Here is a 22,548-nt window from a genome sequence, read left to right as displayed (position 1 = left end):
CATGATGAAGACGTTTCTTGACGAACGGGGAAGTTCGCATTATAATTACTTGCATTAAGTGAACTACCTTAAATAGCGTGGACAAAGACATGAGCCAGAAGGCTTGAACGGTGCAGAGAGAGGGAACTTGGCTGGAATTCCCTTCGGATTCGCTTTTGGTTTACCCCTTTGTAGCTGTATTCCCGAACCTTCGTGAAGTAAGGAATACCGGTTCATTCCCGTTAACGAATGCCGAATTAAGGGCCATATCCGAGTGTGATGCACGGGTGAGTGTTGTGGATTGGCCGAATGAGGGTGGAACCACGGGTATATAACGCTCGTCCCTTTCCGGGACGGGCGTTTTTTAATTTGTCCGCTTCCGGTAACCAATTCTATTTTTAGGGAGGAAATCAAGGTGGCAGTATCAGTTGTTTTGCCGGACGGTTCGGTTCGGGAGTATGCGGAAGGCAGCAGTTTGGAGGATGTGGCGGCTTCGATCAGCAGCGGGTTGCGTAAAAATGCGCTGGCCGGGAAGATCGATGGTAAAGCTGTCGATTTAAATACGAAGCTGGTTGACGGCGCGAAAGTGGAAATCATTACGGCGGATTCCCAGGACGGACTGGAAATAATGCGTCACAGCTGTGCGCACTTGATGGCGCAGGCGGTAAAACGCCTGTACGGCAACAAAGAAGTGAAGCTGGGCGTCGGTCCGGTGATCGAGGACGGATTCTACTATGACATGGATCTGGAGCATCCGCTCAATCCAGAAGATCTGCAGAAGATTGAAAAAGAAATGGAACGCATTATCGGTGAAAACCTGCCGATTACTCGTCGTGAGGTGAGCCGTGAAGAAGCGTTAGCGATTTACACCGAGCTCGGGGATCCGTATAAGCTAGAGCTCATTCGCGACTTGCCGGAAGACAGCGTCATTTCGATTTATGATCAAGGCGAATTTTTCGACTTGTGCCGTGGGCCGCACGTGCCTTCGACCGGGAAGATTAAAGTGTTTAAGCTGCTCAGCGTGGCCGGTGCTTACTGGCGCGGCGATAGCAAAAACAAAATGCTGCAGCGCGTATACGGCACTGCCTTTATGAAGAAAGCAGATTTGGATCATCATCTGCACATGTTGGAGGAAGCGAAGAAACGCGACCACCGCAAGCTGGGTAAGGAACTTAATATCTTCACGTTCAATAACCTGGTTGGTCAAGGCTTGCCGATCTGGCTGCCGAAGGGAGCGACAGTTCGCCGGACGCTGGAACGTTATATCGTTGATATTGAAGAAAGACTGGGTTACCAGCATGTATACACTCCGGTGCTGGGGAACGTCGATTTGTATAAAACATCGGGTCACTGGGAGCATTATCAAGAAGACATGTTCCCGAAAATGGCGATTGATACGGAGGAATTCGTACTTCGTCCGATGAACTGCCCGCACCACATGATGGTGTATAAGAGCGATATGCGCAGCTACCGCGACTTGCCGATCCGTATCGCCGAGCTGGGGATGCAGCATCGCTATGAAATGTCCGGTGCTTTAACCGGCTTGCACCGCGTACGTTCGATGACGCTGAACGATGCCCATATTTTCTGCCGTTTGGATCAAATCAAAGATGAGTTTAAGCGCGTTCTAGATCTGATCAAGCAGGTGTACAACGATTTTGGCATTCACGAGTACCGGTTCCGGCTGTCTTACCGTGATCCTCAAGATACGGAGAAATACTACCAAAACGATGAAATGTGGAATACGGCGCAGCGGATGCTTCGCGAAGTTGTAGAAGAAGCCGGCTTGCCGTTCTTCGAAGCGGAAGGCGAAGCCGCGTTCTACGGACCGAAGCTGGACGTACAGATCAAAACGGCGCTGGGCAAGGAAGAGACGCTGTCGACAGTGCAAATTGACTTCCTGCTGCCGGAACGTTTCGAGCTGGAATACGTGGGTGACGACGGTCAGAAGCATCGTCCGGTCGTGCTGCACCGTGGTATTCTCGGGACGATGGAACGCTTTACGGCCTTCCTGCTGGAGAACTTCGCAGGGAATCTGCCGCTCTGGCTGGCTCCGGTTCAAGCGAAAGTGCTTCCGGTATCCAGCAACTTTGACGCTTATGCTCGTCAGGTTGAAGATAAACTGCGGGCTGCCGGCATCCGCGCCGAAAGCGATCTGCGCAACGAGAAGCTCGGCTATAAGATCCGCGAAGCTCAGCTTGAGAAGCTGCCATACATGCTCGTCGTAGGCGAAAACGAGCAAAGCGCCGGCACCGTCTCTGTCCGCAAACGCGGCCAAGGCGACCTGGGCGCTAAAGCGGTGGAAGAAGTGATTGCTCAGCTGCAAGAAGAAATCCGGAACCACGTGATTTAATTCGTCTGTAAGCTGATAGAGGCTAAAATGTTGTACGAAATACAATATTTTAGCCTTTTTTATTGCGGTAAGGAAGGAGAGTTCAACGAACGAAGTCTACTCCACTTATAAACGCTCCAACTGCAAAAGTGCAGTTCGCGATGTGCAAAATTCCGATCTTAATAGAGCTTTAATGTAAAAGTGCATTCCGTTATAGGGGGGTTAACAGAACCGGAGGTTTTGAGCGGGAACAAACTGTATTTTTACATCAAAAGGGCCCCAGGTGCGGGATTTGAGCAAAAATAACTGCACTTTTGCAGTTGAGAGCGGATCGTGAGCATCGTGCTGGAAAGCCAGGATGTATAGAATTGGGCGTATGTGGAAAACCTTTCGAATAAGGGGGAGGTTTTCTCATGCGCCAATTTCATTTCTGGCACAAGTTTAGTACACGCTGTTTGCTTGCAGGATTGCTTGTATTTACGATGGCAGCGGATCTGCCGGCTGGGGGCTTCCAGCCGCAAAGCATATACGCCAACCAGCAATATCGGAATTACGCAGAATGGCTGGAGCTGAAGCAATCGCAGCAACTGCAAGCGGTAAGAACAACACGACAATACCAATATCAACGGGGGATCATAATGAACCCGGAACATAAACAGGCTCAACAAGCTCAGCCTGAACGCAAGAAAAAAGCGGTGGAAACCGTCAAAGTACTGGCAACCGGTTATACCGCCGGCTATGAATCCACCGGCAAGAAGCCCAACCATCCGCAATACGGCATTACGTATTCGGGTGTTCGGGTGCGGCGTGACAAAGATACCGTCTCGACGATTGCTGCCGACTTAAAGATTTTTCCGATTGGTACGATCCTTTATATTCCGGGGTATGGCTACGGGGTCGTTGCTGATAAAGGCTCAGCAATCCGCGGGCACAAAATCGACCTTTATTTTGACACCATCAAGCAGGTTTATAAGGAATGGGGCAAAAAAGAGGTTGAGGTCCAGGTGGTCCGTAAAGGAGACGGCAAGTTAACCGAAGAGATGCTGAAGGAGCTTGGCAAAGCGATGGAAGTGAACAAGGAAATTCCCGAAAACCTTTGGGATAAGGCGATTTAAGCTTCGCCCACCTTCGCTTTTCGCTCGCATAATTCATCTTCCCAGTTCGCATAATAAGGTTCGTGGCCCACGACTAGGGGGCTGCGAAAACGCCGACGAATCCACAAAATTGGCGTATGCGAGAGGGAGGTGAAGAATCATGGCAAATCAAAAGAAAGCCGCTTCTCCAGGTTACAAAACACCGAACGAGAAGTTTAATGAGGAATTTGCTGAAGAAAGTACAGCAACCGTTGCTCAGAAAGCGAAAGCTTCTCGCAATGCAACGACTCCAGTGAACAAACAACAATAATGATCGCATAGAGCGAAAAGAGCGTCCCAATAAGGGGCGCTTTTTACATATATTCCCTTTCCCCTCGGTCTCGAGACCGATCAAGCTTTCCATCCCGCGCCGCTGTTCATCACCTTATCCTTCAGGTAAACTGGCATTAGTAAGAGGCAGTCCATTGGAGGTTACGATATGAGAAATGGGTTATTTGGAAGATTAATTGGAGGGATGGTGCTGGTCGGGATCGGGGGCGTGTTTCTTCTGAATCAGCTCGGAGTGACCGATTTCAGCATCGGTGAAATGTTCGCGACTTACTGGCCCTTGTTTCTGATATTAGGAGGGTTGGCGAACTTAACTAACGGCGGCTGGCGGGGCGGTAACTTTATCGGCAGTGTCGTATTACTGCTCATCGGCGGGTATTTTCTGGCTCGCAATCTGAATTTTATCGACTTAAGTCCGGGCGACTTTTTCCGCTTCTTCTTCCCGGTGATATTGATCATCGGCGGGCTGTTCGTCATATTCAGACCGCGTGATCCGGATCGGCACAAACGGCGCGACGATTCTCCGCCGCCTCCGATGCCGCCGCTTGATCCACCGCCGCCAACATTCCATCCGGAGATGGAGTCTCCGCTGGATTCAATTTTTGGCTCGATGGAGAAGGAGAAAGAGAAGGAAGAAGCAGCGAAGCAGGAAAAATCGCGTTTTTCCTCTCCAAATTTTGGGCATCACCAGCAGGATAGCGGTTTAGGAGGTCATGGACCGGTCATCCAGAAGAGTGGTTTTATCGGTGATGTTCACTTGGGTCAGGATTATTTCCAACTGAAACCGATGAATATCTCCCATTTTATCGGCGATACGATTATTGACCTGACGAAGGCGCAAATTCCTTACGGGGAAACCAAAATTAACGTTTCGTCCTTCATCGGCGATGTAAAAGTGTTCATCCCGGACGATATGGATATCGGAATTGTGGCCACTTCCAGCGCGTTCATCGGCGATTTGAAAGTGCTGACGCAGAAGCAAGGCGGCTTCATGAGCAGCGTCACCGCGGAATCTCCGTATTATGGCGAAGCCAGCAAGCGGATTAAGCTGATTGTCAGCGTATTTGTCGGCGACGTTAAAGTGAACATGGTAGGGTAACCTGATGATTGTGCGGCGGATCTTGATGAATACGAAGTGGGAGCTGTTGTGTTATTTCTTGCTCACCGGCAGCCTGACGGCGGTTGCCTTCTATATCGGAACGACGACCGGGGTCATCGTAGTTAGCGATTCCTCGGTGTGGATTTACGATATGGCAGGCATCGTCGTTTTAGCGCTGATTATTGGCTATATCGCCGGTCGGCGCATCCAGGGGAAGATCGATCACTTACACCTGAACATGCTGCAGGTCGCCAAGGGGAACTTATCGGTGCGGATGCCGGAAACGGCAGATCAGACCTTTAACGGAGTGTATCAGGAATTTAACAACATGATAGAAGCCATGGAGAAAAAAATGCAGCTGCTTCAACAGCTCGGCGAGCAAGAGGTTGTTGAGAAGGAGCAGGCTGCAGAAAAAGCGGTGCTGGAGGAACGCAGACGGCTGGCCCGCGATTTGCACGATACCGTCAGCCAGCAGCTCTTTGCCATTCATATGGCGGCTTCCTCTTTGCCGAAGGTGCTGGAAAACAACGCAGCCCAGGCAGAAACGGTGCTGAATCAACTGATCCAGATGTCGAATACGGCGCAAAAGCAGATGCGTGCCCTCATCGCCCAGTTACGTCCAATGGAGCTGGTTGGCAAATCATTGGCTGAGGCGTTGGATCAGTGGTTTCCTGACTATTGCCGGCAGAACGGACTCAAAGGGATTAAGGATATGGACATCCAGGGAGACATGTCGGAAGCGAAAGAACATCAGCTGTTCCTTATCATCCAGGAAGCGATGGCGAATATTGTGAAGCATGCCGGAGCCAGCATGGTCAGCCTGTCGTTGCGAGAAGGTCCGCGTCAAGTGGTGCTGAGCATCAGTGATGACGGACAAGGCTTTAGCAACACGCATCAGAAGCAGGGCTCCTACGGGTTAACGACAATGAAGGAGCGGGCGGAGAAGCTTGGCGGCCATGTGGAAATCATTAGTAAGCCTGGAGCAGGAACGACAATTCGGGTGCATATTCCGAAGTTTGAGGAAGGAAAAGGGGGAGCCGCGGATGAGCAAGATCAAGGTGATGATCGTTGATGACCATGACATGGTACGAATGGGGTTAAAGACGTATTTGATGCAAGACCCGGGGTTTGAGGTGATCGCCGAGGCCGGGGACGGGCGTGAGGCGGTAGAGATGTTGGAACGAGGATTGCCGGAGGGGCTGCCCGACATCATTCTGATGGATTTGATGATGCCGGAAATGAACGGAGCCGAAGCAACCAAGGAAGTGCGGAATCGGTTTCCGGATATGAAAATCGTGATTCTCACCAGCTTCCTGGAGGATGATCTCGTTGTGCAAGCGGTTGAGGCCGGCGCGGTCAGTTATGTGCTGAAGACCGTCTCCGCCGAGGAGTTGATTTATGCGCTGCAAGGAGCCTTCCGCGGGATGCCGGTGATGACAGGCGAAGTGGCCCAGGCGCTCACCCGCGGCCTCCGTCAGCGTACCGTACAAGGGGATGACTCGGGGATGACCGAGCGGGAGAAGGAAGTGCTGCTGTTAATCGCCGAGGGAAAAAGCAACAAGGACATCGCTGAAGAGCTGCATATCAGCATCAAGACAGTCAAAACCCACGTCAGCAACCTGCTGATGAAATGCGAGCTGGAGGACCGCACGCAGTTGGCCATCTATGCCCACCGGCAAGGTTGGGTAGGGCGTTCATAGATTGATTATATGGAAATAGCGCCTGATGGGGCGCTATTTTTTAATCTGTAATGCACCATTCTAGCTTTTATCTCCTTTTTAATTGTTTTTAATGTATGTTTAAGGTTTCTGGTACAGAATAAAAATCAAGAAAGCAAGAAAAACAAGTTACCCCTGAACCACTCGGGGGAAGGAGGTCAATCAAGATGGATGATCAAAAAAATAAATCGAGCCAACCTTTTGAAGAGGACGCGAACAATACCAATGAACCGAAGCGTCAAGAATCTTCGGAGTCGAGCTCTTCCTATTATTATTCTTACGGACCTTTTCAATCCTATGGAAAAAACAACGAGGAGTCTGGACAAACAACAGGATATTCACAGAGTCAACCTGAAGAAGTAGAAGTGACGAAACCGCAGCCGCTGAAACCTTATCCTTCTTCCTATGAAATGATTCGCAGCGCGGCTGAATCCACAAGCGGATCAAATGGAGATGGACGCAGCAGCTTGCCGGCTGCCAAGAGTGCGAACTGGCAATACAACACTAAACCGCAGCGTAAATCCTCCGTTCGTTCGGTGATCGCCGGTGTCTTAGCCGGCATGCTGATCATGACCGGCGCGATGTTTTATGCGGACCGTGCGAACTTGTTTACCCCGGATCAGGCGGCATCCTCTTCGGTACCGGCATCAAGCAATACATCCAATAGCAGTGGTTCCGATTCGTCCGGCAAAGCAACGGCTGCACTGTATCCGGTAACGGATTCCGGTGAGGTGACGAAAGTCGTGAATCAAGCAGGTCCGGCCGTTGTTAAAATTGAAACGTTAACGGATGCCAGCAAGCAAAGAAGCAGCAACCCGTACAGCAACGATCCCTTCTACCGTTACTTCTTTGGCGATGACTTCTTTGGCTCTGGCGGCAATGGCAGCAACAACGGCGGCTCCTCGGGTTCGAGTCAACTCGTGCCGACAGGGATTGGATCGGGATTTATTTTCGATAAAACGGGTTACATCTTAACGAATGAACACGTGGTGCATAACGCCGATGTGGTGCAGGTTACCGTCCAAGGGACAGATAAGCCTTATGAGGCTAAAGTGCTGGGTACCAGCTATGAGCTGGACTTGGCTGTATTGAAAATCGACGGTGACAATAACTTCCCTTCGATTCCGTTGGGCAACTCCGACAACACGCAGGTTGGGGAGTGGCTGGTCGCGATTGGGAACCCGCAGGGCTTTGACCACACGGTGACGGCCGGGGTGTTGAGCGCGAAGGAGCGCGACATTAAGATCGCCGGGGAAAACGGCGAGAAAGACCGCGAGTACGAGCACTTGCTGCAAACCGACGCTTCGATCAACCCGGGGAACTCCGGTGGTCCGCTCTTGAACCTGAACGGTGAAGTCATTGGGATTAACGTCGCCGTCAGCTCGGATGCACAGGGGATTGGTTTTGCAATTCCAACCAGCACGGTGACCGAAGTGTTGGAAAAACTGAAAAACAACGAGAAAATTCCGCAAAAGCCGGTACCATTCATCGGAGCAACTTTGATGACGATGACTGAGGAAGTTGCGAAGCAAATGCAAACCGACGTGAAGGAAGGCTCCATTGTGACGGATGTGGTATTCAAATCGCCGGCTTATAACGCCGACCTGCGTCCGTACGATATCATTACCGGAGCGAACGGAACGAAATTTGCGACCAAAGAGAAATTGATTGAGTTTATTCAAAAACAACAAGTTGGTGCGAAAGTTACGCTCAACGTTGTACGTAACGGCAAGAACATTGATCTTGAGGTTACGATTGGCGATAAGAACGAGTTTACCAACGTAAACTAATTCGCACAGGAAGCAGCCAAGGCGGTAGAGGCGGCAGGAGCAGCCTGCCGCCTTTTTGGCTTCCAGATGCGGGTTAGCCGTTCGATTTGGTACAATGGAGAGAGTAGAGCTTGCTGCAAGGCAAGCGGAAGGCAAAGGAGAGATAGCTCGTGAGATCGGCGATTTTGGTCATAGATGATGATGAGAAAATTACGTCGATGCTGCGGCGCGGCCTCGCATTTGAAGGCTATGACGTGTATACAGCTCAGAACGGAGCGGAAGGACTGTCCATGATGCTGAGCGCCGACCCGGATTTGATTATTTTGGACGTGATGATGCCCAAGGTAGATGGATTCGAGGTCTGCCGTCGGCTGCGCGAGGGCGGAAGTACTGTGCCGGTGCTGATGTTAACCGCCAAGGATGAGGTCGAGAACCGGGTAAAAGGCCTGGATATCGGGGCCGACGATTATCTCGTCAAACCGTTTGCGCTGGAGGAGCTGCTGGCTCGGGTTCGGGCATTGCTCCGACGGAAGGACACGGGCGTCGGGTCCGGCAGCCAGCGTTTGATCTTTGAGGACATCATCATGGACCTGGATTCCCGGGAGGTGACACGGGCTGGTCAACGGCTAGAGCTGACGGCGAAGGAATTCGAGCTGCTCCATCTGTTCATGCAAAATCCGAAACGTCTGCTCACCCGAGATTTAATTATGGATAAAATTTGGGGGTACGACTACAGCGGGGAGTCGAATGTGCTGGAGGTCTATATTGCCATGCTCCGTCAGAAGACGGAGGAGCACGGCGGCAAGCGCGTCATTCAAACGATCCGCGGGGCCGGTTACATCCTGAGAGGAGAGGCTTAAGTATGTCGATCCGGCTGCGGCTAACTGCATGGTATACCGGAATTTTGGCCGTCACGTTGATCCTGTTCAGCGCTTCGATCTATGGACTGGTTAGATACAATACGTATCAGGAAGTGAGAAACCGGTTGGAGGATCAGGCCAATCGGATTAAGAACTCCCAAAGCTACAGCATCACCCAGGGGCTTGACTTGTATTTGGATCCGATGCAGGCGAATCGGTTGGAGGACGCCCAACTGTTTGTGCAGATCCACAATTATACGGACGGTCACACGCGATATTCGCAAAACTTGCTGAATTGGAACCTGAAGTTTCCGGTTCCCGCCGGGGATTCGGTGAGCAAAATTGCGGGCTTTAAACGAGTGCAGTTGTACAATCATTCCTTCTTGCTGTATCAGCTCCCGATCACCTTGGATAACCAGTTGATTGGCTTAATTCAGTTAGCCGCTTATACGGGCGCTGAAGACAAGCTGATGGGCCGGATGAGTACCGTGCTGCTATTTGGTTCCATCGTTACGATTCTCGCGGCCAGTTCGCTGGGGTATTTTCTGGCGCGCAAATCGATGGCACCTATTGGTAAGGTCATTGAGGCGGCCAACGGTATTCAGACCGGGAATGACTTGAGCGTCAGAATTGACTACGAGGGGCCAAATGATGAAATTGGCCAACTGATCGGCACCGTGAACAACATGCTGGCCCGAACCGAAGGCTTCTATAGGGAGTTGGATGAAGCTTATTCGGCTCAGCGCCGATTCGTCTCAGATGCTTCCCACGAACTGCGGACGCCGCTGACGACGATACGCGGCAATGTGGATTTATTAAAACGGATGTGGTCCCAGGATATGGAGCAGCGTGGCCCAAGTGAAGAAGAGCGGGTACGCAGCTTCTCATTGGAGGCGGTGGACGACATCGCCGCAGAGTCCGAGCGGATGAGCCGTTTGGTGAACGACTTGTTGTCACTGGCCCGGGCCGATGCAGGGCAGACGTTAACGAAGGAACACATCCAGCTGGCTCCGGTCGTGGAGGAAGTGGTCCGCCGGGCACAATTTTTGCCAAGGAAAGCGGAGTGGGTCCAGGGAGATCTGCAAGCGCTGGACGGCGTGACGGTAAATGGCAGCAAGGATTATTTGCAGCAGATGCTGTTTATTTTTATTGAAAATGCATTTAAATATACCGAGCAGGGCAGCGTCACGATCGATGCGATTCGATCTGGGGGACAGATTGGCATCCGCATTGCGGATACGGGCATCGGAATGGATCGCAGCGAGGTACCGCATATTTTTGAACGCTTTTATCGGGCGGATCCGTCTCGCGGGATGATACAAGGGACTGGATTGGGCTTGTCGATTGCCAAGTGGATCATCGACGAGCATGAAGGCTCGGTGGAAGTGTTGACCAAACGAGGTGAAGGGACGACCTTTATCATCTGGCTCCCTATTGTCTTTAATGCTCTGCCGGAATAGTTTATAATAGAGTGGCTCCCCTCCGTCAGGAATCTGGGGGATTAGAAAGTAGGGATAAAGGATGGAAGTCATTAAAATTACACCGCGCGGTTATTGCTACGGCGTTGTCGATGCGATGGTTCTGGCTCGTCAGGCAGCGCAGAACCTGGATCTGCCGCGACCGATTTATATACTTGGCATGATTGTGCACAACAGCCATGTCACGAACTCCTTCGAGGACGAGGGAATTATTACGTTGGACGGTCCGAACCGTCTGGAGATTTTGAATAAGGTTGAGAGCGGGACGGTGATTTTTACTGCCCATGGGGTGTCTCCAGAGGTTCGCAAGCTGGCCCGGGAGAAAGGGCTCACCACAGTGGATGCCACTTGCCCTGACGTCACGAAGACCCATGTATTAATTGAGGAGAAGGTTGCCGACGGATATGAAGTCATCTACATCGGCAAGAAAGGACATCCTGAACCGGAAGGTGCGATAGGAGTAGCTCCAGGCAAGGTCCACCTGATCGAGAAGGAAGAAGAGATCGATCAGCTTCATCTCACCGCTGACAAAATCGTCATCACCAACCAAACGACGATGAGCCAGTGGGATATTAAGCATATTATGAAAAAATTGCTGGAGAAATATCCGAGCGCTGAGGTGCACAATGAAATCTGTCTTGCGACCCAATTGCGACAGCAGGCAGTTGCGGAACAGGCGGGTCAGGCTGACCTCGTGATCGTGGTCGGCGATCCGCGGAGCAACAACTCCAACCGCCTCGCTCAAGTGGCTGAAGAGATTGCCGGAGTGAAGGCGTACCGCATCGCGGACATTACAGAGCTGAAGCGTGAATGGCTGGAAGGGGTCCGCAAAGTAGCGGTCACCTCGGGGGCATCGACGCCAACGCCAATTACGAAGGAAGTCATTCAGTATCTGGAGCAATATGATCCGGAAGACCCGTCAACTTGGGAGATCGTTCGTACGGTAAATCTAGCGAAATTGTTACCTCCTGTGAAGGTCGGAGCACGAAACAAAGGTGAATAAACAATAGATTCATAGAGCTGAAAACCGCGTCCCATCTCGGTTTTCATGCATTTACCAACATTTATGGGGTTCAATAGAAGTCGATTCATGTTATACTCGTTGTAGAAAGGTTACAAAAATGTAACTAAGAGATTCACTACAACGAAGGAGATGACCGAATGAAATCGAATCGACTGAAGCGTTTGGTAACAGGTGGACTTACTGCAATGTTGGCAGCAGCAATCATTGTACCAGCATCGGCCTCGGCGGCCTCGAATACAATTACGACGAAAACCTATACGACCTATAAGGTATATACTACGTACGGCACGAATGCAAATACTTGGACGAACTACTTCACCATTCCTTGGTATCAATATTATCCAACGAAGCCGGTCCAAAGCGGTAACCAAGGCACTACAGGCGGCCAGACGCCAACTGGAACGAAGCAAGGTGCGACTCAAGGTACAACACAAGGTACAACACAAGGTACAACACAAGGTACAACACAAGGTACAACACAAGGTACTACGCAGGGCACTACCGGTAATACGCAAGGTGCGGTAACTGACAAGTCGCAATTTGCAACGGAAGTGATCCAACTGGTAAACCAAGAGCGTGCAAAGCAAGGCCTGAAACCGCTCACCGGTGATGCCGAGCTGAACAAGATGGCATTGGCGAAAGCGAAGGATATGAGCGATAACAACTACTTTAGTCATACGTCTCCAACGTACGGCTCCCCGTTTGACATGATGAAGAAGTTTGGCATTCCATTCGGCTATGCAGGCGAGAACATTGCCATGGGGCAAAAAACGCCGGCTGAAGTCGTCAACGCTTGGATGAACAGTGAAGGACACCGTGCAAATATTCTGAACGCGAACTACAACCTGATTGGGGTTGGCTATTACAACGGGTATTGGGCACAGGAGTTCGTTGGAAGATAAGCAATCTCACGTAAGACCGGAGAAGGGTTCTCCGGTCTTTTTGTTTTTGTCCGTGGGAGGGGCTAGGCGCCCTCTTTTTCAGCATTATCCCTTTTGATAAGGGGCAGGGATGAATTTGTGTAAGAAGAAAGGTCGGCTTATTCCGCATTTACCTACAGCGATTAGGGTTGACGGGAGAGATGAATTCGGCTATAGTTACTTTAGTGGTTAAAAGCTTAAAAGCACACAAGCGTTCAAGCAAAACAGTGATTGTGCATTCGTATAATTTGTTTTTAGCTCGTACACGCATCGCCTAATAGAAGAAAGGATGGGATCGAATTGATCGTTATTACTTCAAACCAAACCCCTGAGGAGCGCGTTCAGGAGATTATCGCTGTTATCGAGAAGGAAGGCCTGCAGACCCATGTATCACGTGGGAAAGATCGGACTGTTATCGGATTGATCGGTACGATTGAACCAAAGCTGGCTGAGCATCTTCGCCAAATGAAGGACGTTGAGAATGTCATTAAAATTTCGAAATCTTACAAGCTGGCCAGCCGGGACTTCCATCCTGAAGATACGGTCATTTCGATCGGTGACGTTAAGATTGGCGGTGACGAGCTGGTTGTGATGGGCGGTCCTTGTGCCGTAGAATCGCCGGAGCAAATCGATGAGATCGCGCGTCTCGTGAAAGCAGCCGGCGGTCAGGTGCTGCGGGGCGGTGCATTTAAGCCGCGTACAGGTCCTTACAGCTTCCAGGGCATCGGTGTGGAAGGCCTCATAATGATGGCGGAGGCAGGCAAGAAGCATGGTCTGTTGACCATTACGGAAGTCATGACGCCGGAATATGTGGACGTGTGCGCGGAGTATGCTGATATTCTGCAGGTCGGTACGCGCAACATGCAGAACTTCGATCTGCTGCGCAAGCTGGGGACGATCAACAAGCCGGTGTTATTGAAACGCGGCTTCAGTGCGACTTATGATGAGTTCCTGAACGCAGCCGAGTACATTTTGGCGGGCGGGAATCCGAACGTTATGTTATGCGAACGCGGGATCCGTACGTTTGAAACGTACACTCGTAATACGCTGGATCTGTCGGCAATTCCAGTGCTGCAGAACCTGAGCCATTTACCGGTGATCTCTGACCCGAGCCATGGTACGGGCCGCCGTGAGCTGGTGGAACCGATGACGAAAGCCTCCGTAGCTGCCGGCGCAGACGGTCTGATTATCGAAATGCACACCGATCCGGACAACTCGATGACCGGTGACGGCGTACAGTCTTTGTTCCCGGACCAGTTCGCTGCGTTACTTCAAGATTTGGAGAAATTGGCGCCATTGGTAGGTAAACGTTTTGATACCCCAAAAGCTGCACTTCGCGTGTAAGATAGGCCAACATGTGCAGCGCTTTCACAGATTTCATAAAATCCGAAAGCCCATTCCCCATGCGGTGAGTGGGCTTTTATACTATTTGTCTATTATTTTGTACTATGCGTAATAATACCTTATTTTGCGTGTAAAAATACCTTACATAACTATTGACGACTTCACCCCCATAGTCCTATAATGACGACATAATCATAATAAAGGATGAACGTTAAACGCAAAAATAAGATTTAATGTTCGTGATTTGGGGAGGAAAGATTATGTCAGCAGAGATCGTTTTAAAAACAATCAAGGAAAAGCAAATCGAGTGGGTAGATTTCCGATTTGTTGATCTGTCGGGACGTCAACATCACATTACACTTCCTGCGAGCCAAGTAACTGAGGAAACCTTCGTAAACGGCGTTGCATTCGACGGCTCCTCGATCCCTGGCTTCCGCGGTATCGAAGAATCCGATATGGTTATGATGCCAGACCATGGTTCTGTATTTGTTGATCCTTTTACCGCACATCCGACGTTGAACGTATTTTGCGATATCTATACGCCGGACGGCGACCGTTATGAGCGTGACCCGCGCAGCGTAGCAGTTCGCGCAGAAGAGTACCTGAAGCAAAGCGGCGTTGGTACCGCAGCATTTTTTGCTCCAGAATCCGAGTTCTTTATCTTTGACGATGTTCGCTATGAGAGCAGCATGAACAAAACGTTCTACTCGGTAGATTCCGAGGAAGCGATTTGGAACACGGGCCGTACGGAAGAAGGCGGCAACCTGGGTTATAAAGTGCCGGTTAAAGGCGGCTATGTACCGGTTGCACCAACCGACAAGCAACAAGACATCCGCAGCGAAATGTGCCGTCTGCTTGAAGAAGCGGGCATTCAAGTAGAACGTCACCACCACGAAGTAGCAACTTCCGGTCAAGCGGAAATTAACTTCCGTTTCGACACGCTGTTGAAAACGGCAGATAACCTGATGGTCTACAAATATATCGTGCATAACACGGCTGCTCAATTTGGTAAAACGGCAACGTTTATGCCGAAGCCGCTCTTTGGCGATAACGGCAGCGGGATGCACGTTCACCAATCGATCTTTAATGGCGATACTCCTCTGTTCTATGAAAAAGGCGCTTATGCCAACCTGAGTGAAACTGCTCTGCACTACATCGGCGGGATCCTCTACCATGCACCGGCGATCATCGCCTTCACGAACCCAAGCACGAACTCGTTTAAACGCTTGGTACCTGGCTTCGAAGCTCCAGTAAACCTGGTATTTTCGAAAGGGAACCGTTCGGCTGCGATCCGGATTCCGGTTGCTGCCGTAACGCCAAAAGGCTGCCGTATCGAATTCCGTACGCCAGACTCCACGGCGAACCCATACCTGGCCTTCTCTGCTATGCTGATGGCTGGTCTCGACGGGATCAAGAACAAAATCGATCCAGTGAAACTGGGCTATGGACCGTTCGACAAGAACATTTACGAGCTGTCGGATGAAGAGAAAGCAACGATCCGCAGCGTTCCAGGCTCCCTGGACGAAGCGCTCAACGCTTTGGAAAACGACTATGAGTTCTTGACTCAAGGCGGGGTCTTCACGAAAGCGTTCATCGACAACTTTGTGGAAATGAAACGCGCTGAAGCGAGAGCTGTTGCAGTGCGTGTACATCCTTACGAATTTGGTCTTTATTACGATCTGTAAGTCGAATAAAGCTATCATACGATCAACCTCCCCATTCAAACGGATGGGGAGGTTTCATTTTTTGCGACCTGAAACCCTTTACAAACCGAGAGATAGATCAGATAATGAAGATATTCGAAACCGGTTTCGACCCTTTTTGAAATTGGTTTTTTTGAATTCAACGAAAGGGATGAGGGAAATGGCGACAAGCGGCTGGAGATTTGAGGGGAACGAGGGGGTGTTTCGGCTTGAGCAGCCTGAGTTAAGCAGTTATTTGTATTTTCCTTTGGTGAATGAAGCGGGGATGATGTCCTCGGTATCTCCCAATCTGCATGGGCAAGCGACAACGGGACATAATTCATTCCTGATGGAACCGATCTCGGTGGAGAGCTTACATAACTCCAAAGCGGCACGGAACTTTTGGATCTATGTTGATGGTTATGGGGCTTGGTCTGTGACGGGAAATTCCGCACGGCAAAATGCGGCGTTATTTTCAGAGGAGAAAGAGAAAACGTCGCTGGAAGCCGGGTTCCTATGGCATAAAATCACCCGGGAAAGCACCCGTCTAAAAATAAGAGCTGAAATCACCAGCTTCGTTCCTGTGACGGACGATAAAATCGAACTTATGAAAGTTCGGCTGACCAATACCGGGGATCAGGAGCTCGCCATCACCCCAACTGCTGCGATTCCGCTGTATGCGCGTTCTGCTGACGATCTGCGGGATCACCGGCATGTGACCTCATTGCTCCACCGGATCTATACCTCCGCTTACGGCGTAGAGGTTCAACCGGCGCTGTCGTTCGATGAGCGCGGGCATCGTGTGAACAAAACGGCCTACGGCGTCTTTGGAGCTACGCAGGACAGTACAGCTCCGATTGGATTCTTCCCGGTGACCGAGGACTTCATCGGTGAGGGCGGGGCTTTCGACTGGCCGCAGGCGGTGGTTGACCATCGCCTGCCGGATGTTGAAGCAGGCGCAGAGATCGAGGGATATGAGGCGGTTGGCGCGCTCAGGTTCGCCACGACCCAGCTAGCACCGGGGGAATCGGTGGCCTATGTCGTAGCCATGATGATCGCTGATGACCGAATTGATACGAAACGCATGGCAGCTGCCTATTTGTCTGAGGCGCGATTTGATGAACTTCTTGAGCAAAACGAAGCTTATTGGCGGAGCAAGCTCGATACGCTTGCTTTTCATTCCGGGGATGAACAACATGACCTCTGGTTGAAATGGGTGACATTACAGCCGATTTTGCGCCGTTTATATGGAAACTCATTTCTCCCATATCATGATTATGGACGCGGCGGACGCGGCTGGCGTGATCTATGGCAGGACTGTCTGGCTTTGCTGGTGATGGAGCCGGATGAGGTGGGGCATTTATTGTATAACAACTACGCCGGCGTGCGGATCGACGGCAGTAACGCAACGATTATCGGCGCGAAGCCGGGCGAATTTATCGCTGACCGTAACAATATTCCGCGGGTATGGATGGACCATGGGGCTTGGCCGCTGTTAACGACGCTCTTGTATATTCATCAGAGCGGGGACCTCGGCTTTTTGCTGAAGCCGCAGACGTACTTCCGCGATATTTTCACTAAACGCTGTAAGGAACGGGATCTGTCCTGGACGCCGGAGCAGGGGAACAAGCTGTTGACTCAGGATGGGCGGACTTATGAAGGAAGCATTTTGGAGCATATCCTGCTGCAAAACATCGTGCCGTTCTTTAACGTAGGCGAAAATGGCAATATGAAGCTGGAAGGCGCAGACTGGAACGACGGATTAGATATGGCGCCGGAATGTGGGGAAAGCGTCGCATTTACGGCGTTTTATGCCAGCAATTTGCGGGAGCTCTCCGAGCTGCTTCCTCGATTAGCGCAAGCGCCGGGAGGAACGGACACGATTGAGATTGCCGAAGAAATCGCTGTGCTGCTGGATAGCCTTGAAACGCCGGTGAACTATGACAGCATTTCGGCGAAGCAGAAGCTGCTGGAACGTTATTTTGATTCCGTTGTGCCTGCCGTTAGCGGGCGGAAGCGGAAGTTTAGCCTACAGCAAGTGGCAGAGGATCTTCGGCGGAAAGCGGATTGGGCGTTTGAACATTTACGGAAGCAGGAATGGATCCGCAGTGCGGAAGGGTTTGAGTGGTTTAACGGATATTACAACAACGATGCTGTACGGGTGGAAGGAGACCATCCCAATGGGGTGCGTATGACCTTAACTGGACAGGTGTTTACGATCATGGGCGGTATTGCGACCGAGGAGCAAGTTGGCAAAATTACAGCAGCGGTGGATCGTTATCTCAAGGATGAACGCATCGGTTACCGGCTAAATTCGCGGTTTGGTGAAATTCAGCAGAATCTGGGGCGGGCGTTTGGGTTTGCTTTTGGCCATAAAGAAAACGGGGCGATGTTCAGCCACATGACGGTGATGTACGCTAATGCGCTATATAAGCGCGGGTTTGTCCAGGCTGGCAAGCAAGTACTGGATTCCGTTTACCACTTGTCCGCGGATTTTGATCGCAGCCGGATGTATCCCGGGATTCCGGAATATATTAACGAACGAGGCCGGGGCATGTATACTTATTTAACGGGATCGGCCAGCTGGCTGCTGTTGACGCTGCTGACGGAAGTATACGGGGTCAAAGGCAATTACGGCGATCTGCGTCTGGAACCGAAGCTGACGGCAGAGCAATTTGATGCAGCGGGAGAAGCGTCCGTGATCACCGGCTTCGCCGGACGTCAGTTGCAGATCGTTTACCGTAACCTGCAGCGTACCGAATACGGGAATTATCGAATCGGTCAGGTTACCCTCAATGACGTAACACTGGATTCCAGTTCTCGTGAAGGGGGCTGCCTTATTCCGCGTCAAGCGATCGAAGCGCTGCCGGAAGGAGCCGTTCACCGGATAGAAATAACGCTAACCGCGTAATAGAATAGGAAGGGAATCCATGGCTTATTATTTAAAAAACGACCGATTGCTCGTTGAAATTGCCGAGCTCGGAGAAGCGTACCAAGGCACCCGGTTCGATGGGACCGGAATCATCACAAGCGTTAAGCTGGATGGACAACATCAATTCTGTGTGCCGGAAAGCTTGACGCCTGGAACCGGTACGGGAGGCATTGGAATTTGCAGCGAATTTGGCATTAAGGAAGCGATCGGATATGAAGACACCCGGGTGGGGGAGCAGTTCCCCAAGCTGGGTGTAGGCTTGTTCACACGGCCGGATGAAGCGGAGTACCTGTTTTATAGGGATTACGCCTGCCAACGGTTTGAGACTCAGGTGGAGCAAAAGGGCGAGCAGCAGATTTGTTTTACGACCGAGCCTGCGGAATGCCGGGGATACGCAGTACGTATGCAAAAAAACATCGAGATTTCCGATAATCTCCTGTCTGTGACCTACACACTGGAGAATACCGGAAGCCGGGTAATTACGACCGATGAATACAGCCATAACTTCCTTGGTATGGATGGGTATGCGGTAGGTCCGGATTACGTGCTGAAACTGCCGTTTGCTCCGGAGATCTGGAGCGATGATCCATCGACGCTGGAGGGCTTAGTGTTTGAGGGGGATCAAGTGACCTGGGGACGTCGTCCAGAGAAGGACTTCTATTTCCGGATGACTCCCTTCGACGGACGTGAAACCCCTTGGCTATGGGAGCTCAAGCATCGGCCCAGCGGACTGACTGTGTGTGAGCGAAGCAAGCTTCCGTTAAGCTCAGCCGCCGTTTGGGGGCATGGTCATGTCATTTCCCCGGAAATGTTCGTTGCGGTCCATGTGCCAACGGGAGAACGACAAAGCTGGACGCGGAGTTACGAGTTTAGCAGTATTTGATAAATGATTGATCTTCGTATAGTTCACATGACCCATGAGCAAAGAGATTCAAAAAACGTTCATTCCTTTCCCTTGATGAAGCGTTAATGTGTCAATTCTGCAAAATAGTGAATTTTTGCGAAATAACGGGTTGCTGGGAGATCGAATAGTTGCTATGATAATCGATAATTATATTCGAAACCAGACATCGATTGTAAAGGGGAAGGATGGGAGAAATGAGTAACAGAGCTTATAACTTTAATGCGGGCCCAGCCGCATTGCCGCTGGAGGTCTTGGAACGGGCCCAGGCCGAGTTCGTTGATTTCCGCGGGACAGGCATGTCGATTATGGAGATGTCCCACCGGGGAGCCGTCTATGAGTCGGTTCATAATGAGGCAGCTGAACGGTTGCTGAAGTTGTTCGGCCAACCGTCTGGTTACCAGGTGCTGTTCCTGCAAGGCGGGGCTTCCACCCAATTCGCCATGCTCCCGATGAACCTGCTTACAGAAGGCAAGAAGGCCAGCTATGTAAAATCGGGCAGCTGGGCGAACAAAGCGATTAAGGAAGCCAAGCTCATCGGCGAAACGTTTGTTGCAGCATCCTCGGAGGAAGATAAGTACATGTCCCTTCCGGACCTCAGCAACCTGAATCTGCCGGAGAACACCGCGTATTTGCATGTCACCTCTAACGAAACGATTGAAGGTACGCAATACCGCGAGTTCCCGGACACCGGCAGCGTTCCGTTGATTGCCGATATGTCCAGCGATATTTTGTGCCGTCCTTTTGATTTAACTCAATTTGGCATGGTGTATGCCGGAGCGCAGAAGAACCTGGGACCATCTGGCGTAACGGTGGTGATCGCTCGCGAAGAGCTGCTGCGGGAGTCGCCAAAGCATCTGCCAACGATGTTCCGTTACGATACGCATGCTGAGAATAACTCGCTGTACAACACTCCTCCATCCTTCTCGATTTATATGGTGAACGAAGTGCTGAAGTGGATTGAAGAGCAAGGTTCGCTTGAGGGAATCGAGAAGAAGAACCGGGACAAGGCTGATCTGCTGTATCAAGCGATTGATGCCAGCGGCGGTTTCTACCGTGGTTGTGTCCGGCCGGAGAGCCGTTCGATCATGAACGTGACCTTCCGCCTGGCGAACGATGAGCTGGAGAAGCTGTTCGTGAAGGAATCGGAGAAGGAAGGCTTTGTGGGGCTGAAAGGCCATCGCAGTGTCGGCGGCCTGCGCGCTTCGATTTATAACGCCGTTCCAAAAGCCAGCATTCAAGCTCTGGTCGAATTCATGGAACACTTCCAAAAAACGCACGGATAAAGTTCGCAGCAGGGTTTCCGTAAGATGCCCTCTGCTAATCCTAAGTACCCCCAACTTGTCTGCATGCAGGCGAGTTGGGGTTTTTTAGAGTCAAAATTTGATATAATGATCAAGTCCGGTCTATGACGCGGCTGGGTTTATTTTTTAATGACGAGGAGTTCGATCATCATGGCGTTACATATTGTGCTGGTGGAGCCGGAAATTCCGGCCAATACAGGAAATATCGCGAGAACGTGCGCAGCTACGGGCATACATCTGCACCTGGTACGTCCGCTGGGGTTTCGCACAGACGATGCGACGCTGAAGCGGGCAGGCTTGGACTATTGGTATGCGGTGCATATTGAATACCACGATTCGTTTCAGGAAGTGGAGGAGAAATATGCGGGAAGCCGCTTTTTCTTCGCTACGACCAGAGCTAAGAAGCGTTATACGGATTTCAAGTTCCAGGATGGGGATTTCTTTGTGTTCGGTAAAGAGACGAAGGGCTTGCCGCCGGAGATTTTGGAAGCCCATCCCGACACGACGATGCGTATGCCCATGACCGACAAGGTCCGTTCGTTGAACTTGTCTAACTCGGCGGCAATTATTGTGTATGAAGCGCTACGCCAGCTGGATTTCCCCGGGATGCAGTAATTCCGATTCGGGGAAGGAGCCTTTGATGAGGGCGTGGAGCCGGCGGTTGCTTGGCTCCTGAACCCTTGGGGTGATGGGGAAGAAGGCTGATGCGGGAAGAATCAACCTTCGCTGACATGCAAATCGGTGTAGGATAGAAAATAGGGGATGAATCTAGGCAAAGTTGCAGGGAGGACGGCTGAACGTCGATCGATCTCCCTCAGCTTAACTGCCATCGACTACACGGGGAATGGGGCGGTGCAGCCAGTCATCGGTGAAGTACTATAGAAAAGATCGTTGCAGGCAAGCCGGAAAAAAATTAAAAACATGGAACCTTAGCAGGAATCCCGAAAAAAATAGCGAAATATAATAGATTAGGTATTTGGTTCTATTTTTACATAACTAATTTTTCAGGAGAGGTGTACAATTTTATGAAACCTGCTGGTGTGGTCCGTAAAGTGGATCAACTCGGGAGAATCGTGTTGCCTAAGTCACTTCGCAAGAGATATCAAATGAACGAGGGAGATCCCGTCGAGATTTTGGTTCAAGGGGATCACATCATTTTGGAGCGTTACCGGCCGAAATGTGTATTCTGCGGATCGATGGAACACGTTAGTGACTTCAAAGAGCGGTCCATCTGCAATCAATGCCTGGTCGAAATGAGCCAACTGTCCTAGTCTCGATCCAGGACATTTGATGGGTTTATCGGCCTTAGAGCGTAAGCCTAAATGAGCTTCCCGTGCGGGAAGCTTATTTATTTTGTCGAAGTTGCTCGTATGGGGGCGGTTTTGATATTCAATTGGCTCCTAGGCTCCTAACGGAATAGTGATGTTGTTGGCACTCTTTGGGAGGACTAACGTGGATCTTCGTGCGGATCCTGGCGAGGATTCTGACGTGGACACTAGCACGTTGGGTCCTGCCGTGGGTTCTAACGTAGATCCTGACGTGGAACTGAACTTGGACTCTAATGTGGACTGTAACGTGGATCCTGGCGAGGATCCTAACGTGGATACTAACACGTTGGATCCTGCCGTGGTTCCTGACGTGGACCCTAACGTGGATCCTAACGGACCGTAGAGACCTTATTTGGCGATTTCCCGGTTATTTCCCGTTGTAACGGACCCTAATGACCTTATTCGCCTGTCTGAGCAGGGATGGCGGGACTTTTCTGCAAAATAAGGTCTCATCAGT

19 protein-coding genes are annotated in these 22,548 nt (G+C 50.9%); all 19 read left to right on the top strand.

The window, feature by feature from the left end; all coding sequences use genetic code 11:
* Positions 1 to 394 precede the first annotated feature (394 nt).
* The 19 genes from thrS to PBA01S_RS20045 all read left to right on the top strand — a co-directional run bounded on the left by thrS (position 395) and on the right by PBA01S_RS20045 (position 22,434).
* Complete coding sequence (thrS, locus tag PBA01S_RS20130; protein WP_016312940.1) at positions 395 to 2,332, top strand: threonine--tRNA ligase; 1,938 nt, start codon at positions 395 to 397, stop codon at positions 2,330 to 2,332.
* A gap of 392 nt (positions 2,333 to 2,724) precedes the next feature.
* A complete protein-coding gene (locus PBA01S_RS20125; RefSeq protein WP_028538205.1) occupies positions 2,725 to 3,426 on the top strand; it encodes a 3D domain-containing protein in 702 nt (233 codons plus the stop codon).
* A 139-nt stretch (positions 3,427 to 3,565) separates the two neighbouring features.
* Positions 3,566 to 3,715, top strand: a complete 150-nt coding sequence (locus PBA01S_RS22860) for a hypothetical protein (RefSeq protein ID WP_016312938.1) — start codon at positions 3,566 to 3,568, stop codon at positions 3,713 to 3,715.
* Positions 3,716 to 3,883: 168 nt separating this feature from the next.
* The gene (gene liaF / locus PBA01S_RS20120; protein WP_028538206.1) at positions 3,884 to 4,831 is read left to right on the top strand and encodes a cell wall-active antibiotics response protein LiaF; all 948 of its coding nucleotides are present in this window, start codon (positions 3,884 to 3,886) and stop codon (positions 4,829 to 4,831) included.
* Positions 4,832 to 4,835: 4 nt separating this feature from the next.
* Positions 4,836 to 5,903 (top strand): sensor histidine kinase, encoded by a 1,068-nt coding sequence (locus PBA01S_RS20115; protein WP_028538207.1) that lies wholly within the window; start codon positions 4,836 to 4,838, stop codon positions 5,901 to 5,903.
* A complete protein-coding gene (locus PBA01S_RS20110) occupies positions 5,875 to 6,531 on the top strand; it encodes a response regulator (RefSeq protein WP_028538208.1) in 657 nt (218 codons plus the stop codon). The genes PBA01S_RS20115 and PBA01S_RS20110 overlap by 29 nt, the downstream gene beginning before the upstream one ends.
* A gap of 185 nt (positions 6,532 to 6,716) precedes the next feature.
* Entirely contained in the window at positions 6,717 to 8,339 is a 1,623-nt protein-coding gene (locus tag PBA01S_RS20105) for a S1C family serine protease (protein WP_028538209.1), read from the top strand.
* 149 nt (positions 8,340 to 8,488) lie between these two features.
* Positions 8,489 to 9,178: a response regulator transcription factor gene (locus tag PBA01S_RS20100; protein WP_016312933.1), complete on the top strand. Its 690-nt coding sequence runs from the start codon at positions 8,489 to 8,491 to the stop codon at positions 9,176 to 9,178.
* Positions 9,179 to 9,180: 2 nt separating this feature from the next.
* Positions 9,181 to 10,638, top strand: coding sequence for a sensor histidine kinase (locus PBA01S_RS20095; RefSeq protein ID WP_127576599.1), 1,458 nt, complete (start codon positions 9,181 to 9,183; stop codon positions 10,636 to 10,638).
* A gap of 61 nt (positions 10,639 to 10,699) precedes the next feature.
* Complete coding sequence (locus PBA01S_RS20090) at positions 10,700 to 11,659, top strand: 4-hydroxy-3-methylbut-2-enyl diphosphate reductase (protein ID WP_016312931.1); 960 nt, start codon at positions 10,700 to 10,702, stop codon at positions 11,657 to 11,659.
* A 158-nt stretch (positions 11,660 to 11,817) separates the two neighbouring features.
* A complete protein-coding gene (locus PBA01S_RS20085; RefSeq protein ID WP_127576598.1) occupies positions 11,818 to 12,582 on the top strand; it encodes a CAP domain-containing protein in 765 nt (254 codons plus the stop codon).
* 318 nt (positions 12,583 to 12,900) lie between these two features.
* Entirely contained in the window at positions 12,901 to 13,944 is a 1,044-nt protein-coding gene (gene aroF, locus PBA01S_RS20080) for a 3-deoxy-7-phosphoheptulonate synthase (protein ID WP_028538212.1), read from the top strand.
* A gap of 260 nt (positions 13,945 to 14,204) precedes the next feature.
* Entirely contained in the window at positions 14,205 to 15,629 is a 1,425-nt protein-coding gene (gene glnA / locus PBA01S_RS20075) for a type I glutamate--ammonia ligase (protein ID WP_016312928.1), read from the top strand.
* A gap of 178 nt (positions 15,630 to 15,807) precedes the next feature.
* The gene (locus PBA01S_RS20070; protein WP_127576597.1) at positions 15,808 to 18,537 is read left to right on the top strand and encodes a GH36-type glycosyl hydrolase domain-containing protein; all 2,730 of its coding nucleotides are present in this window, start codon (positions 15,808 to 15,810) and stop codon (positions 18,535 to 18,537) included.
* 19 nt (positions 18,538 to 18,556) lie between these two features.
* Positions 18,557 to 19,441 carry a hypothetical protein gene (locus PBA01S_RS20065; RefSeq protein ID WP_127576596.1) on the top strand — a complete coding sequence of 295 codons (885 nt, stop codon included), beginning with the start codon at positions 18,557 to 18,559 and terminating at the stop codon, positions 19,439 to 19,441.
* Positions 19,442 to 19,656: 215 nt separating this feature from the next.
* Positions 19,657 to 20,745, top strand: a complete 1,089-nt coding sequence (gene serC, locus PBA01S_RS20060) for a 3-phosphoserine/phosphohydroxythreonine transaminase (RefSeq protein WP_127576595.1) — start codon at positions 19,657 to 19,659, stop codon at positions 20,743 to 20,745.
* A 168-nt stretch (positions 20,746 to 20,913) separates the two neighbouring features.
* Positions 20,914 to 21,378 carry a tRNA (uridine(34)/cytosine(34)/5-carboxymethylaminomethyluridine(34)-2'-O)-methyltransferase TrmL gene (trmL, locus tag PBA01S_RS20055; protein ID WP_127576594.1) on the top strand — a complete coding sequence of 155 codons (465 nt, stop codon included), beginning with the start codon at positions 20,914 to 20,916 and terminating at the stop codon, positions 21,376 to 21,378.
* Between the two features lie 410 nt (positions 21,379 to 21,788).
* On the top strand, positions 21,789 to 22,034 hold the full coding sequence (locus PBA01S_RS20050; RefSeq protein ID WP_016312924.1) for an AbrB/MazE/SpoVT family DNA-binding domain-containing protein: 246 nt from the start codon (positions 21,789 to 21,791) through the stop codon (positions 22,032 to 22,034).
* 181 nt (positions 22,035 to 22,215) lie between these two features.
* Positions 22,216 to 22,434 carry a hypothetical protein gene (locus PBA01S_RS20045; protein WP_028538216.1) on the top strand — a complete coding sequence of 73 codons (219 nt, stop codon included), beginning with the start codon at positions 22,216 to 22,218 and terminating at the stop codon, positions 22,432 to 22,434.
* The last annotated feature ends 114 nt before the right edge of the window (positions 22,435 to 22,548 follow it).

The sequence above is a fragment of the Paenibacillus barengoltzii NBRC 101215 genome (assembly GCF_004000745.1).
Lineage (GTDB): Bacteria > Bacillota > Bacilli > Paenibacillales > Paenibacillaceae > Fontibacillus > Fontibacillus barengoltzii.
The sequence above is the reverse complement of the archived record's forward strand: the minus strand, read 5'-3'. Positions and strand labels throughout refer to the sequence as shown.

Coding starts and splice junctions, on each gene's coding strand:
- PBA01S_RS20125 (WP_028538205.1), top strand. CDS start 2,725: ATGCGCCAATTTCATTTCTGGCACAAGTTTAGTACACGCTGTTTGCTT.
- PBA01S_RS22860 (WP_016312938.1), top strand. CDS start 3,566: ATGGCAAATCAAAAGAAAGCCGCTTCTCCAGGTTACAAAACACCGAAC.
- liaF (WP_028538206.1), top strand. CDS start 3,884: ATGAGAAATGGGTTATTTGGAAGATTAATTGGAGGGATGGTGCTGGTC.
- PBA01S_RS20115 (WP_028538207.1), top strand. CDS start 4,836: ATGATTGTGCGGCGGATCTTGATGAATACGAAGTGGGAGCTGTTGTGT.
- PBA01S_RS20110 (WP_028538208.1), top strand. CDS start 5,875: ATGAGCAAGATCAAGGTGATGATCGTTGATGACCATGACATGGTACGA.
- PBA01S_RS20105 (WP_028538209.1), top strand. CDS start 6,717: ATGGATGATCAAAAAAATAAATCGAGCCAACCTTTTGAAGAGGACGCG.
- PBA01S_RS20095 (WP_127576599.1), top strand. CDS start 9,181: ATGTCGATCCGGCTGCGGCTAACTGCATGGTATACCGGAATTTTGGCC.
- PBA01S_RS20090 (WP_016312931.1), top strand. CDS start 10,700: ATGGAAGTCATTAAAATTACACCGCGCGGTTATTGCTACGGCGTTGTC.
- PBA01S_RS20085 (WP_127576598.1), top strand. CDS start 11,818: ATGAAATCGAATCGACTGAAGCGTTTGGTAACAGGTGGACTTACTGCA.
- glnA (WP_016312928.1), top strand. CDS start 14,205: ATGTCAGCAGAGATCGTTTTAAAAACAATCAAGGAAAAGCAAATCGAG.
- PBA01S_RS20070 (WP_127576597.1), top strand. CDS start 15,808: ATGGCGACAAGCGGCTGGAGATTTGAGGGGAACGAGGGGGTGTTTCGG.
- PBA01S_RS20065 (WP_127576596.1), top strand. CDS start 18,557: ATGGCTTATTATTTAAAAAACGACCGATTGCTCGTTGAAATTGCCGAG.
- serC (WP_127576595.1), top strand. CDS start 19,657: ATGAGTAACAGAGCTTATAACTTTAATGCGGGCCCAGCCGCATTGCCG.
- trmL (WP_127576594.1), top strand. CDS start 20,914: ATGGCGTTACATATTGTGCTGGTGGAGCCGGAAATTCCGGCCAATACA.
- PBA01S_RS20050 (WP_016312924.1), top strand. CDS start 21,789: ATGAAACCTGCTGGTGTGGTCCGTAAAGTGGATCAACTCGGGAGAATC.